We start from the raw sequence: 12828 nt of genomic DNA on the forward strand, positions 1-12828 counted from the left end.
GCTACCTCGCCGGCCTTCATCTACGGGCCTCAATGATCTGGATCAGAGATCTCACCCGGACCACCCCCGTGATCACGACTCGATACGCGCCCTAGGGGCGTGTTCCGGAAGTCCCGGCCGGCTCTCCGGGCGGACGGCGCCACTTTCGGAACACGCCCCAGCCGAGGGCCCGGCTAGACGCGCGGTGCCCCGGTCACGGACATCACCAGGGAGTACAGGGAGGTGGTGGCCGTGAGGAAGAGGCGGTTGTTCCTCGGGCCGCCGAAGGCGATGTTGGAGACGGGCTCGGGCACGCGGAGCCGGCCGATGAGGGTGCCGTCCGGGTCGTAGCAGTGGACGCCGTCGTCCAGGGCGGCGGCCCACAGGCGGCCCTCGTCGTCGAAGCGGATGTTGTCGAAGCGGACACGGCCCCGGCCCTCGGCGAAGACCTTCCCGCCGGACAGCGTGCCGTCCTCGCGGACGTCGAAGACGCGGATCCGGGCGGTCCGCGAGTCGGAGACGTACAGCCGCTGCTCGTCGGGGGACAGGATGACGCCGTTGGGGCCCTCGAACCCGTCGGCGGCGAGGTGCACGTCCCCCGTCGCGGGGTCGATCCGGTACACGTGGCACGCGCCGATCTCGGACTCGGCGCGGTGGCCCTCGTAGTCGCTGGTGATGCCGAAGTCCGGGTCGGAGAACCAGATGGTGCCGTCGGAGCGGACGACGGAGTCGTTCGGGCTGTTGAGGCGCCGGCCGGCGTACCGGTCGGCCAGAACCGTCACCGTCCCGTCGGGCTCGGTGCGGGTGACGCGGCGGTTGCCCTGCTCGCAGGTGACCAGGCGGCCCTGCCGGTCGAGGGTGTTGCCGTTGCTGTGGCCGGCCGGGGCGCGGAAGACGCCGACGGCACCGGTGGCCTCGTCCCAGCGCAGCATGCGGTCGTTCGGGATGTCGCTCCAGATCACCTGGCGCCACGCGGGAAGGTACACCGGGCCCTCGGCCCAGCGGCAGTCGGCGTGCAGGACCTCCAGCCTGCTGTCGCCGTTCGCGCAGCGTCCGGTACGGAAGCGGTCGTCCAGGATCTCGTACAGGCCGTCGGCGGACATGGTGTCCTCTCGGAGGGGCGGACCGGGATGGCGTTCAACGTAACGCGGGCGGAGGGCCGGCCGGGCCGAGGCGTACCCGGCGGGGCCGCCGTGGCGGTCACCGCCCCGGTCGGTCCGGCGTCGCCCTCGCGAGGAACAGCCGCAGCGACGCGAGCAGCACCGCGCACAGGCACCAGCCGGCCACCACGTCCAGGGGCCAGTGGTAGCCGCGGCGGACCAGACCGAAGGAGACACCCAGGACGAGGAGGGCGCACAGGGCGACGAGGGCCCGGCGGGCGTGGGTGCGCAGCCATGGCAGCAGGAGCAGGGTCGCCGAGCCGTAGGCGATGGCGGCCGTGGCGGTGTGGCCGGAGGGGAAGTAGCCGGTGCCGGGGGGCATGACGGGGGTGCCGGGGCGGGCGGTGAGCTCCTTCAGCGGGATGACCAGGGCCGGCACCAGGGCCATCAGGAGGGCCGCCGCGGCGGCCGGGAGCCACCACCGGTCTGTACCGGTGCGGCGGGAGCGCCAGGCCGCCCAGATGAGGGCGAGGGCCAGGACCGGCACGGCCACCTGGACATTGCCCAGGTCGGCGAGGAACTCGGAGAAGCGGTCCGGGTGGACCAGGGCGCGACTGACGCGCTCGTCCGCGCGCACCAGCGGGCCGTCGGCGACGACCTGCCAGGTGATCAGCGCGAAGAGCAGAGCGGGAAGCCCGAGGAGCCCGAGAAGGCGCAAGAGGGAGGTCGGCCGCCCCGGAACAGGGGGGGTGGTTCCGGGGCGGCCGAAGGGACCGGGGCGTCGCGCGCCCCGGGGGGTTTGGGGCGGGCGACTGTCCGATCGGTGAGGAGATCCGGAACCAGAGGCTCCGTTTGTGTGCGCGAGGGCACGACCAGGTCGAAGCTGGGGAGGCCCCGGCCTGAACTCGCCCACAGTCCCCTGTGGGCGGGGTGTATCTCTCATCTGGGTAGAACCTACGCCAGGGGATGGGCCGAGGACAGGCTCCATCGCGTCCCGCCATCCACCCCGCACACCTTCTTCACACCGTCTGCCGTCGGCGGAATCAGGTGTGCGGACGCCCCGTCAGATGGGCGCGCAGGCGTCCGTCCGGACGGGCGCGAACCCCGACAGACACGGGCGAAGCCACCCGCCGGAGGTCCGGCGGCACCGTCAGACGCGCGCGAAGGCCTGCTCGATGATGTCGAGACCCTCGTTCAGCAGGTCCTCGCCGATCACCAGCGGGGGCAGGAAGCGCAGCACGTTGCCGTAGGTGCCACAGGTCAGGACCAGCAGGCCCTCCTGGTGGCAGGCCTTGGCCAGGGCGCCGGTCGCCTCCGGGTTCGGTTCCTTCGTCGTACGGTCCTTGACCAGCTCGATGGCGATCATCGCGCCGCGGCCGCGGACGTCGCCGATGATGTCGAACTTCTCGGCCATGGCACCCAGGCGGGCCTTCATCGTGGCCTCGATCGCCTTCGCCCTGGCGTTGAGGTCGAGCTCCCGCATCGTCTCGATCGCGCCCAGCGCGCCCGCGCAGGCGACCGGGTTGCCGCCGTAGGTGCCGCCCAGGCCGCCCGCGTGCGCGGCGTCCATGATCTCGGCGCGGCCGGTGACGGCGGCCAGCGGAAGGCCGCCGGCGATGCCCTTCGCCGTCGTGATCAGGTCCGGGACGATGCCCTCGTCCTCGCAGGCGAACCACTGGCCGGTGCGGCAGAAGCCGGACTGGATCTCGTCGGCGACGAAGACGATGCCGTTGTCGGAGGCGAACTCGCTGATCGCGGGCAGGAAGCCCTTGGCCGGCTCGATGAAGCCACCCTCGCCCAGCACCGGCTCGATGATGATCGCGGCCACGTTGTCCGGGCCGACCTGCTTGGTGATCTGGTCGATGGCCTGCGCGGCGGCCTCCGGACCGGCGTTCTCCGGGCCGGTCGGCCAGCGGTAGCCGTAGGCCACCGGCACCCGGTAGACCTCGGGCGCGAACGGGCCGAAGCCGTGCTTGTACGGCATGTTCTTCGCGGTCAGCGCCATGGTGAGGTTGGTCCGGCCGTGGTAGCCGTGGTCGAACACGACGACCGCCTGCCGCTTGGTGTACGCCCGCGCGATCTTGACGGCGTTCTCGACGGCCTCGGCGCCGCTGTTGAACAGCGCCGACTTCTTGGCGTGGTCACCCGGGGTCAGCTCGGCGAGGGCCTCGGCGACCTCCACGTACCCCTCGTAGGGCGTGACCATGAAACAGGTGTGGGTGAAGTCGGCGAGCTGGGCGGAGGCCCGGCGTACGACGGCCTCGGCGGAGGCGCCCACCGAGGTGACCGCGATGCCCGAGCCGAAGTCGATCAGGCGGTTGCCGTCGACGTCCTCGATGATGCCGCCGCCCGCGCGCGCGGTGAAGACCGGGAGCACCGAGCCCACACCGGCCGCGACCGCGGCGGTACGGCGGGCCTGCAGCTCCTGCGACTTCGGGCCGGGGATGGCGGTGACGACGCGGCGCTCCTGCGGAAGTGCGGTCATGGGGGGCTCCCTGATGTCTTGCGAACCGGAGATTCCGGGTGGGCGTGCTGAGGACGCTCGACTTCTTTTCTCGCAGGCTAGGACGGGGAGGGAGGGGTGGGCATGCTCCATGTGGGCGTTCTCGGCGGCGCGGCTTGTCCGCCGTGGACATAGCGGAGTACGGGCCGGCCGATGGGGACCCGGCCGTGTAAGCGGTGAACTCCCCTTGCGAGGGCGTTAGATTGACTCGCTGACGGTGGACGGAACGGCTGGTCAAGGGGCGAGGGCGAGGGCGATGGACAGCGACGGGACGCAGGACGCGCGGGGTACGCATGCGAACCCGGTGCCACGTCCGGCGGGGCCCCCTCAGGTTCCGGCGATGCCGCCACGGCCCGCCGTGGCACCGGGCGTGCCCCCGATGCCGGGCCGTGTGCCGGACGGCTCGGCCTTCCTCACGTGGCTGCGCACGCCCCGCCCGGAGGCGGCGCCCGGCGTGTGGCGGTTCGGGCACACGCCCCGGCCGGACGAGGAGCCCGAGCAGATCCCGACGCGGCAGCTGCTCAGCGGGGCGGTGATCGCGTTCCTGGTGGGCTGGCTGGTCTGGTCGCTGCTGTGGAACGGCTACCTCGGCGGCTGGTGGGTGCTGCCCCTGGAACTGTTCACCCCGGACTCCTGGCGGCACAGCGACGACCGCGTCGGCAACGCGGTCCTCTGGTACGGCTACTACACGCTGATCGCCCTCACGATCATGCTCGTCGTCGGGCGTCTCGGCCGCTGGGGCGAGATCTGGCGCCGCTTCGGCCCGCCCGCCTGGAACCGGACCGCACCGGCGCCCGAGCGGCCGCCCGCCCCGGAGCAGGACCCCGCCGAGTGGCCCCAGCTGCGGGCCGCCGGGGTCGTCGACGCGGCCGAGCGGCTCGCCGCCGAGGCCCGCGCCGGGCTGATGCGGGACGTCGACCACGCCCGGATCAGCCGCGCCTGGCAGGGCGTGCGCAGCGGCCGGCACAGCCTCGCCACCTTCACCGGCGCCGTGCTCCAGGAGGGCGCCGCCGCCTGTCCGCACCCCTCCGGCGAGCGGGACCTGCCGGGCCGGCTCGCCCGGCACGACCTGGTCACCGGCCAGGTGCGGCTGGGCACCACGGCCGACGACGCCCGCAACCCGTACGCCTACCGCGGTGCCGGCCTCGGCCTCGGGCCCGACCTGCTCGGCACCTCCCTGCTCGCCGTCGGGCCGGCCGGGTCCGGCAAGACCGGGACCGTCGTACGGCCGCTCGCCGAGTCGCTGTGCCTGCACGCGCTCGCCGGCCGGGCCGCGGTCGTGGTGGTCGGCGCGGCGGGCGCCGGGCTCGGCCCGACCGAGGCGTACGACGTCGTGGTACGGATCGGGAACCCGGAATCCGTCTACGACCTCGACCTGTACGGCGGGACGACCGACCCGGACGAGGCGGCGGCGGTGCTCGCCGAGGCGCTCGTCGGGGACCTCGCCGAGCCGCACCAGGGCGGGGACACCCGCCGGTCCACCACCGTCCTCGCCCAGCTCCTCGGACCGTTCTGGGCGGTGCACGGCCGCTTCCCCTCCGTACCGGAGCTGCGGCAGCTGCTCGACGGGGCGCCCGGGCCGCTGGCCGCGCTGCGCAAGGGTCTGGAGGACTCCGGACAGGATTCGCTGCTGCGGGAACTGGACGCGCGGGAACGGCAGATGGGGCATCCGGGAGACGTCGGGGGAGTGCTCGCGGACCGGGTGGCGCTGCTCGACCGGCCGGCCTTCGCGGGGTTCTTCGACACGTCCGGCCAGACGCGGCCCTTCTCGCTGAAGGCGCTGGACCATCCGGTGCGGGTCCGCGTCGACCTGCCGCAGCGCGGGCACGCCGACGCCTCGCGGATGCTGGCGCGGCTGGTGCTGGCCCAGTTCACGGCGAGCGTCGCGGTACGGGAGGACCGGTCGCTGTTCGCCTGCCTGATCCTCGACGACGCCACCGGCGTGGTGACCCCGGAGGCGGTCCGGGGCATCCAGCGGCTGCGGTCGGGCAACGCCGGGGTGGTGCTGACGCTGCGCACCCTGGACGACGTGCCGAGGGCGCTGCGCGGGCCGCTGCTCGGGGCCACCGGATGCCGGATGGCGCTCTCCGGGCTCACCCCGTGGGACGGACAGGACTTCGCCGAGGTGTGGGGCAAGGAGTGGACCCAGGCGACGGACGTCACCGACCGGCAGATCATCGCCGAGACGCCGGCCGGCAAGGCGCTGCACATGGTGCGGCGGGTGATCACCGGCAAGGCGGCGACCGCGCGGGCGGTGACCGTGCGGCAGGTCGAGCGGGAGCGGTGGTCCGCGTCCGAGCTGGCGCACGGAGTGCCGCCGGGGCACGCGGTGCTGTCGCTGACGAACGTGAAGGGGGAGCACGCGCCGCCGCTGCTGGTGGACCTGCGGGGGTGAGCGGGACGGAGGCTGTGACGTCACGCGGGGACCGTACGGTGAGGCACAATCGGCACAGGTCGTTCATACGTGACGGCCAAAAGATCACCACGATCACGACGGTCACCCATCCCTGAAGGCCCCATGCCCCCCACGCTCGCCTCGCTCGTCCACCACTCCCCGCTCAAGCTGACCGTGCGAGCGGGCGAGGACCGCCTGGACGTGCCCGTCCGCTGGGCGCACGTCAGCGAGCTCGCCGACCCCGTGCCCTACATGGAGGGCGGGGAACTGCTGCTCATCACCGCGCTGAAGCTGGACGCCGAGGACTCCGAGGCCATGCGCCGCTATGTGAAGCGGCTGGTGGAGGCCGGGGTCGTCGGGCTCGGCTTCGCGGTCGGGGTCACCTACGAGGAGATCCCCGAGGCGCTCGTCGACGCGGCCCGGCAGGAGGGGCTGCCGCTGCTGGAGGTGCCGCGTCGCACGCCCTTCCTCGCCATCAGCAAGGCCGTCTCGGCGGCCATCGCGGCCGACCAGTACCAGGCGGTGACGGCGGGCTTCGCCGCGCAGCGCGAACTGACCAGGCAGACCCTCGCGGCCGGCCCGGAGGGCCTGCTCGCCGCGCTCGCGTCCCACGTGGACGGCTGGGCGGCGCTCTACGACGCCTCGGGCGCCGTCGTCGCCACCGCCCCGGAGTGGGCCGGCCGCCGGGCCGCCCGCCTGACCGCGGACGTCGAGCGGCTGCGGGAGCGGCCGGCGCCCGCCTCGTCGGTCGTCGGCGGCCCCGAGCACGAGGACCGGGTCGAACTGCACTCGCTCGGCACCGGGCGGCGACCGCGCGCGGCGCTGGCCGTCGGCACGGCCGCGGCTCTCGGCACGGCCGAGCGGTACGCCGTCCACTCGGCCATCGCCCTGCTGACGCTCACCACGGAACGCTCGCGGTCCCTGCACGCGGCCGAACAGCGGCTCGGGGCGGCGGTGCTGCGCATGCTGCTGGCGGGGGAGCCGGACCACGCGCGGGCGGTCGCCGGAGACCTGTACGGGGAACTGCTGGACGCCCCCTTCCGGATGATCGTCGCCGAGTCGGCGTCCGCCGCGTCGGCCGCCCGGGTGCAGGCGGACGGACCCGCGCGCGTGCCGCTCACCAAGGCGACGGCCGCGACGCTCGCCGCCGCCGACACCCACGGCGATCCGCTGGGCGCTCTCACCGAGGTCCTCGAGTCGGCGGCGGCACGGTCCGGGGAAGCGGTGCTGGTCGTGCCCGAAGGCGGGGACGAGGCGCGGCGGCTGGTGGTGCTGGCCGCGGACGGGGGCGCCGCGGTGGCCGCGTGCGGGGAGTACGCGGCGGCGCTGGAGGCCGCGCGGGCCGACCAGGCCGCCGCCGGCGAGGAGCACGAACTGGTCGTCGGGCTGTCGGCGCCGGCCGGGCCGATCGCGGCCTCCGCCGCGTACAAGCAGGCCGAACAGGCGCTGTCGGTGGCCCGGCGGCGGGGGTGGGTGTGCGTGGAGCACGAGCAGATGGCGGCGGGCTCGGTGGTGCCGTTGCTCGCGGACGACGCGGTGAAGGCGTTCGCGGACGGGCTGTTGCGGGCGCTGCACGAGCACGACGCGCGGGGGCGGGGGGATCTGGTGGCCTCGCTGCGCGCATGGCTGTCACGGCACGGCCAGTGGGACGCGGCGGCCGTGGATCTGGGGGTCCACCGGCACACGCTGCGCTACCGGATGCGGCGGGTGGAGGAGATCCTCGGACGGTCGCTGGACGACCCCGATGTGCGGATGGAGCTGTGGCTGGCGCTGAAGGCGACGACGTCGGAGTGAGGAGCCTGATGAGCCAGCCCCTCCGGCGTCCGAGGAGCGGGGGTCCAGGGGACGGAGCCCCCTGGGACGGAAACGGGTAGGGGCGACGGGGGCGAGGAACCTCCCGCCCACTCCTGCCCCTACTCCCACCCCGCCGTACCGGCGCACCTTCAGCCACGACCACTCCACCGCGGCCAAACACCCCCCGCCCGCCCCCGCCCTACCGTGGACCCCGACACCCGAAGCACACACCCCAACGAGGAAGGGCCGGAACTCACATGACGTCCACCCACGCCTTCTGGCTCGCCGGCCGCCAGGCCACCGGCGAGGACACCTTCGCCGTCACCTCCCCGTGGGACGGCCGCGTCGTCGGCGACGTCGCCGTGCCGACCGACGCCCAGATCGAGGAGGCGGTGGCCGCCGCGTACGCCGTCCGCGACGACTTCGCCGCCACCCCGGCCCACGTGCGCGCCGCCGCCCTCGACCACGTCAGCAAGCGGCTCGCCGAGCGCACCGAGGAGATCGCGCGGCTGATCTCCGCCGAGAACGGCAAGCCGGTCAAGTGGGCCCGCGGCGAGGTCGGCCGGGCCGTGTCCGTGTTCCGGTTCGCCGCCGAGGAGGCCCGCCGGTTCAACGGCGGCGAGGCCCAGCGGCTCGACACCGACGCCGGCGGCCAGGGCCGTCTCGCCCTCACCCGCCGCTTCCCGAAGGGTGTCGTCCTCGGCATCGCGCCGTTCAACTTCCCGCTGAACCTGTGCGCCCACAAGGTCGCCCCGGCCATCGCGGCCGGCGCGCCGATCATCCTGAAGCCGGCCCCCGCCACCCCGCTCTCCGGCCTCGTCATCGGTGAGCTGCTCGCCGAGACCGACCTCCCCGCCGGCTCGTGGAGCATCCTGCCCGTCCCGAACGACCGGATGCCCGCCCTCGTCCAGGACGAGCGGCTGCCCGTCATCTCCTTCACCGGCTCCGAGAAGGTCGGCTACGCGATCATGGACTCGGTGCCGCGCAAGCACTGCACCCTGGAGCTGGGCGGCAACGGCGCCGCCGTCGTCCTCGGGGACTACGCCTCCGACGCCGACCTCGACTGGGCCGCCACCCGCATCGCCACCTTCTCCAACTACCAGGGCGGCCAGTCCTGCATCTCCGTGCAGCGGGTCATCGCCGACGCGTCCGTGTACGACCGTCTCCTCCCGCGCCTCGTCGCCGCCGTCGAGGCCCAGGTCACCGGTGACCCGGGCGACGACGCGACCGACGTCGGGCCGCTGGTCAGCGAGGACGCCGCCCGGCGCGTCGAGGCGTGGGTGCAGGAGGCCGTGGACGCCGGGGCCACCCTCCTGACCGGCGGCAAGCGCGACGGCGCCGCCTACGCGCCGACCGTCCTCGCCGACGTGCCGGCCGGCACGACGATCTCCTGCGAGGAGGTCTTCGGACCCGTCCTGACCGTACGGAAGGCGGACGGGGAGGCGGAGGCCTTCGCCGCCGTCAACGACTCGAAGTACGGCCTCCAGGCGGGCGTGTTCACCCACGACCTCCAGACCGCCTTCCGCGCCCACCGCGCCCTGGAGGTCGGCGGTGTGGTCATCGGCGACGTGCCCTCCTACCGCGCCGACCAGATGCCGTACGGCGGTGTCAAGCAGTCCGGTGTGGGTCGGGAGGGCGTGAGGTTCGCGATGGACGACTACACGTACGAGCGGGTGCTGGTCCTCACCGGCCTCGCCCTCTGACCCGGGGCCGCTTCCGGCCCTCTCCAGCTCATGGGAACCATTTTCATATAGACTCCCCGAAGGGGCCCGGCACCGATGCCTTCCGGTGCCGGGCCCCTTCTCTGTGCCGGCCTGTCCGGACCCTCAGCCGGAGAAGCCGACATGCGCGAGCCGCAACGGGCCGCGCAGCCTGAGGTGCACGTCGTGCACGCCCTCGGCGGCCAGACCGGCGCCGAGCGTGGTGTAGTCGTACGGTCCGGAGCCGGACGCCCCGGCCGTGAGCACCGCCAGCGCCGGGCCGCCGTCGAGGGAGATCTCGACCGTGCCCTCGCCCGCCACCGACACGGCCACCCGGGTCGCCCCGCCGCCGAAGTCGCAGGCCCGGTAGACCAGTTCACCCGTGCGTCCCGCCGCCGCCGTCACCGCGTCGCCCGCCGCCTTCGTGCGGTCGACGATGTCGACGCCGCTCTGCTCGTCGAAGTCGGCCGCGTCCAGGCCGCGTTCGAGCACGGCACGCGGGGCGGCGGGCTCCCCGTCGAGCAGCACCGTCGTCCGCAGACGGACGTCCTCGCTGGAGGCGCCCGCCAGAACGTCGTAGGAGCCCGGCTCCAGGCGCCAGCCGCCCCGTGCCACGTCCCAGAACTCCAGGGCGGACAGCGGCACCTCGAAGGCCAGGTCCGCCCGCTCGCCCGGCGCGAGCGTCACCCGGCGATGGGCCACCAGCTCGCGGCGCGGGCGCGGGACCGTCGGGTCCACCGCGCGCGTGTAGAGCTGGGCGACCTCGTCGGCCGTCATGTCACCGGTGTTCGTGACCGTGAAGGAGACGTGCAGGACCCCGTCGCCGGCCCGCGCCGCGAGATCGCCGTACGCGAAGGACGCGTACGACAGGCCGTGCCCGAACGGGAACAGGGGCGTGCCCTCGAAGTAGAGGTACGTCTGCCGGCCGCCGATGACGTCGTAGTCGAGGAGGTCGGGCAGGTCGGCGTCGTCGGCGTACCAGGTCTGCGGCAGGCGGCCGGCGGGGGAGACGTCACCGGCCAGGACCCGGGCCAGCGCGGTGCCCGCCGCCTGGCCGCCGTGGGCCGTCCAGAGCACCGCGGGAAGGGCGGTGGTGTCGACGGCGTACGGATAGGCGGAGGTCAGCGCGAGCACGGTGGCCGGGTTGGCGGCGCGGGCGGCGCGCAGCAGCCGCTCCTGCTGGGCGGGCAGGCGCAGGGTGGTGCGGTCCTCGGTCTCGCGGCCGTTGATGTGCGGGTCGTTGCCCGCGACCACCAGGACCACGTCGGCCTCGGCCGCGACCCGGGCCACCGCGTCCTCGCCGCGTTCGACGATGATCAGCTCGAACGTCTCGGGATTCTCGTCGGCAACCTTCACCCCGTCGGCGGCGACCGAGACGTGGCGACCCGTACCGACGTGCCGGAGGAGGTGTCCGTTCTCGTGCGGTTCCAGACGGAACGTCTCCTGGACGACCCAGCCGCCGGGCTGGTCGGCGGAGGCGCGGAGGCGGCCGTCCTCGGCCACCGAGAGGTAGCGGCCGTCCGGCGCGCGCAGGGTCAGCACGCCCTCGCCCCAGTCGACGAGCGCGAACTCGGTGCCGGTGGTCTCGGCGCTGAGCGGGGGCAGGTCGGTGCGGCCCGCGAGCAGGGCCGGGTCCAGCGCGCCCTCGGCGCCGCGCACCTCGTCGGCCGCGTCCGCCGCCTCGGGGACGTGCAGGAACGTACCCGCACGCGTCCTGAGCAGGACCCGGTCCACCCCCTCCGCGAACTCCACACGCTCCGCGCCGAACCGCTCGTACAGGCCCTCCAGCGGGGTCGAGCGGTGCAGGAGCGTGCCGCTGTACCAGTCGAGCTTGCACTCGTCGGCGAGCAGACCGACCACGGCGATCCGGGTGTCCGCGGCCAGCGGCAGCACACCGTCGTTCTTGAGCAGGACGATCGCCTGCTCGGCCGCCTCCTGGGCGAGCGCCCGGTGCGCCGGGGTGTCGAAGTCCCGGGCGCCGGCGTACGGGTCGTCGTGCGGGTCGAACTCGCCGAGCCGGAACCGCACCGAGAGCTGGCGGCGCACGGCGGTGTCGAGGTCGGCCTCGGTCAGCAGCCCCTTCGCGAGGGCGCCCCGGACGCGGGCGACGATCTTCGAACTGTCCGTGCCGTGGTCGGTGAAGCTGTCGACGCCGGCGAGGACCGCGGCCGCGGTGGCCTCCTCGTGGGTGTCGAAGTAGTGCTCGGAGTCGACCAGGTTGGAGGGCGCGCCCGCGTCCGAGCAGACCAGCAGCTCCTCGTCGGTCCAGGCGCGCAGGTGGGTGCGGAGGTACGGCGAGACGTGGTTGGGGCGCCCGTTGACCAGGTTGTACGCCGGCATCACGCCCGCCGTCGCGCCCGCCTCGACGGTCTCCCGGAAGGCCCGCAGGTCGTACTCGTGCAGCACGCGCGGGCGGACCGAACTCGACGCGGTGTCCCGGTCCGTCTCGTTGTTGTGCGCGAGCCAGTGCTTGAGGACCGGCGCGGTGCGCCAGTACGTCGGGTGATCACCGCGCAGGCCGCGCGTGTACGCGGTGGCGATCGCCGAGGTGAGCTTCGGGTCCTCCGCGTAGCCCTCCTCGTTACGGCCCCACAGCGGATGCCGGAGCAGGTTCACCGTCGGCGACCAGACGTTGAGGCCCACGCGCTCGTCGCGGGCGCGCATCGCGCGAATCTCCTCGGACACGGCCTCGCCGACCCGGCGTACCAGCTCGGTGTTCCAGGTCGCGCCGAGGCCCACGGCCTGTGGGAACACCGTCGCCGGGCCCATCCACGCCACGCCGTGCAGCGCCTCCTGGCCGGTGCGGAACGCGGCGACGCCGAGCCGCTCCACCGCCGGGGTGAACTGGTGCAGGAAGGTGATTTTCTCGTCCAGGGTCAGCCGCGACAGCAGGTCGTCGATGCGCTTCGCGAACGACAGGCGCGGATCGCGGAAAGGCGGCGTAGGCGGCGTTTGTGCGGTCACGTGGGGATCCCCTTGCGATGGAGCGACGAAGCGCTTTCGAAGCGCTTCGATGCTCATTCGATCCGGGGGTGGGTGTCAAGACACTCCCGGGCAACAACTCCGACTCCTGACCGACATTTCAAGTCGCGTAAGAGCCCGGTTCCTTCCCTCACACCTCGGAGGAATCTTGGGAACGACCCTTGTGTACCCCTGGGTGTTCACTTAACCTCGCAGCAACATCGAAGCGCTTCGACTACTTCGACCAGTCGCTGCGAGGACTGCCCGCCAGGACGGCGCGCGTTCTTCGAGGCCCGAGGTTCCCAGAACCGCTTCGGCTCAGCCAGTTCCACACAAGACACCGCAGCCGACGGCTCCACCGCCGGGTGTCCTGGTGCGCCATGAAGGGTTGACGCA

7 protein-coding genes are annotated in these 12828 nt (G+C 73.6%); 3 read left to right on the forward strand and 4 right to left on the reverse strand.

Annotation, left to right across the window (positions count from 1 at the left end; genetic code table 11):
* Positions 1-173: 173 nt before the first annotated feature.
* From ACWD0J_RS15970 to gabT, 3 genes are all read right to left on the reverse strand, one after another.
* Positions 174-1082 carry an SMP-30/gluconolactonase/LRE family protein gene (locus ACWD0J_RS15970; protein WP_451496402.1) on the reverse strand — a complete coding sequence of 303 codons (909 nt, stop codon included), beginning with the start codon at positions 1080-1082 and terminating at the stop codon, positions 174-176.
* Between the two features lie 97 nt (positions 1083-1179).
* Positions 1180-1992, reverse strand: a complete 813-nt coding sequence (locus ACWD0J_RS15975; protein ID WP_451496403.1) for a phosphatase PAP2 family protein — start codon at positions 1990-1992, stop codon at positions 1180-1182.
* A gap of 237 nt (positions 1993-2229) precedes the next feature.
* Positions 2230-3564 carry a 4-aminobutyrate--2-oxoglutarate transaminase gene (gene gabT / locus ACWD0J_RS15980; RefSeq protein WP_451496404.1) on the reverse strand — a complete coding sequence of 445 codons (1335 nt, stop codon included), beginning with the start codon at positions 3562-3564 and terminating at the stop codon, positions 2230-2232.
* 274 nt (positions 3565-3838) lie between these two features.
* Here gabT and ACWD0J_RS15985 point away from each other — a divergent pair, with 274 nt between their 5' ends.
* The 3 genes from ACWD0J_RS15985 to ACWD0J_RS15995 all read left to right on the forward strand — a co-directional run bounded on the left by ACWD0J_RS15985 (position 3839) and on the right by ACWD0J_RS15995 (position 9474).
* Positions 3839-5977 (forward strand): ATP-binding protein, encoded by a 2139-nt coding sequence (locus tag ACWD0J_RS15985; protein ID WP_451496405.1) that lies wholly within the window; start codon positions 3839-3841, stop codon positions 5975-5977.
* 123 nt (positions 5978-6100) lie between these two features.
* Positions 6101-7771: a PucR family transcriptional regulator gene (locus tag ACWD0J_RS15990; protein ID WP_451496406.1), complete on the forward strand. Its 1671-nt coding sequence runs from the start codon at positions 6101-6103 to the stop codon at positions 7769-7771.
* A gap of 257 nt (positions 7772-8028) precedes the next feature.
* Positions 8029-9474: an aldehyde dehydrogenase family protein gene (locus ACWD0J_RS15995; protein WP_451496407.1), complete on the forward strand. Its 1446-nt coding sequence runs from the start codon at positions 8029-8031 to the stop codon at positions 9472-9474.
* A gap of 123 nt (positions 9475-9597) precedes the next feature.
* On the opposite strand, the gene ACWD0J_RS16000 is transcribed toward ACWD0J_RS15995, so the two are convergent.
* The gene (locus ACWD0J_RS16000; RefSeq protein ID WP_451496408.1) at positions 9598-12435 is read right to left on the reverse strand and encodes a glycoside hydrolase family 3 C-terminal domain-containing protein; all 2838 of its coding nucleotides are present in this window, start codon (positions 12433-12435) and stop codon (positions 9598-9600) included.
* Positions 12436-12828: the final 393 nt, after the last annotated feature.

It is taken from the genome of Streptomyces sp. NPDC003011 (genome assembly GCF_053591515.1).

Excerpts from the sequence above, each read along its gene's own strand:
- ACWD0J_RS15970 (WP_451496402.1), bottom strand. The coding sequence starts at position 1,082 with ATGTCCGCCGACGGCCTGTACGAGATCCTGGACGACCGCTTCCGTACC.
- gabT (WP_451496404.1), bottom strand. The coding sequence starts at position 3,564 with ATGACCGCACTTCCGCAGGAGCGCCGCGTCGTCACCGCCATCCCCGGC.
- ACWD0J_RS15985 (WP_451496405.1), top strand. The coding sequence starts at position 3,839 with ATGGACAGCGACGGGACGCAGGACGCGCGGGGTACGCATGCGAACCCG.
- ACWD0J_RS15990 (WP_451496406.1), top strand. The coding sequence starts at position 6,101 with ATGCCCCCCACGCTCGCCTCGCTCGTCCACCACTCCCCGCTCAAGCTG.
- ACWD0J_RS15995 (WP_451496407.1), top strand. The coding sequence starts at position 8,029 with ATGACGTCCACCCACGCCTTCTGGCTCGCCGGCCGCCAGGCCACCGGC.